1 protein-coding gene is annotated in these 1,415 nt (G+C 70.9%); it reads right to left on the reverse strand.

The features are described from left to right. A partial coding sequence (locus AC5P09_RS51810) for a non-ribosomal peptide synthetase (protein WP_493880609.1) occupies window positions 1–1,415 on the reverse strand: 1,415 nt, incomplete at both ends.

A 1,415-nucleotide genomic window follows, 5' to 3' on the forward strand; every position in this document is an offset into this window, starting at 1 on the left:
GTGCCACGGCGGCGAGGGCGGCCGGGGTCTCGCGTTCGAAGACGTCCTGGGCACTGAAGACGATGCCCTTGCGGTTGCCGCGTGCGGCGAGCTGCATCGACATGATGGAGTCGCCGCCCAGCTCGAAGAAGCTGTCCTCCACACCGACCTGCTCGCGACCGAGGACGTCCGCGAACAGCTCGCACATCAGCTTCTCCGCCGGCGTTCGGGGCTCACGGGCCGTGGTGGCCGTGAACTCCGGTGCGGGCAGGGCCTGGTGGTCGACCTTGCCGTTGACGGTCAGCGGCAGGGCGTCCAGGACCACCAGGGCGGCCGGGACCATGTAGTCGGGCAGGGTCTTCGCGAGGCGCGCGCGCAACTGGTCCGGGTCCGCGGAATCGCCGTCCGGGACGACGTATCCGATGAGCCGTTTCTCGCCGGGGCGGTCCTCGCGGGCGACGACGACGGCCTGGGCGACACCGGGCTGTGCGGCCAGGGCGGCTTCCACCTCTCCCAGCTCGACGCGGAAACCCCGGATCTTCACCTGGGCGTCGGCACGGCCCGCGAAGACCAGCTCGCCGTCGTCCGTCCAGCGGGCCAGGTCACCGGTGCGGTACATCCGCTCTCCGGCCGCGAACGGGGAGGGCACGAACCGCTCGGCGGTGAGAGCGGCTCGGCCCAGATACCCGCGCGCCAGGCCGGCACCGGCCAGGTACAGCTCACCCGTCACGCCGGGGCCGACAGGCCGGAGCGAGTCGTCGAGCACATGGACGTGACGGTTGGTGAGCGGTCGGCCGATCGGGAGCGGTTGGGCCATGCCCTCGCCCGGCTCGATGAGGCGCCAGGTGGCGCACAGGGTCGATTCCGTGGGGCCGTACAGATGCCGCACCCGTACCTCGGGGCAGGCCGCGCGCACCCGCTCCACCGCCTCCAGTGGCACGACATCACCGCCGGTCAGGACCTCACGTGCGCCCGCGAAGCAGTCGGGCGCCTCGTTCGCCAGCACCCGGAACAGCCCCGCGGTCACGTGCACATGCGTCACCCCGGCAGCGATGTGACCCCGTACGGCCGCCGCGTCGACTGCCACACCCGGTTCAGCGATGACCACCCGGCCGCCGCTCACCAGCGGCACCCACACCTCGAACAACGAGATGTCGAACGCGTGCGGAGCATGGAACAGGACCGCATCACCAGGACCCACACCCCACCCCGGCTCACCCACCAACGCCGCCACACTCCCGTGCGGCACCGCGACACCCTTCGGCAGGCCCGTCGAACCGGACGTGTACATCACATACGCGAGATCATCCCCGCTCACCACTGCGGACGGAATCTCACCCTCACCGATGAAGACCGACCGGTCGTCGATCGTCACGGCCGGCGCGGAATCCTCCAGCACGAACGCGACCCGCTCCGCCGGATAAGCACCATCCACC

The organism is Streptomyces sp. a15 (genome assembly GCF_059026085.1).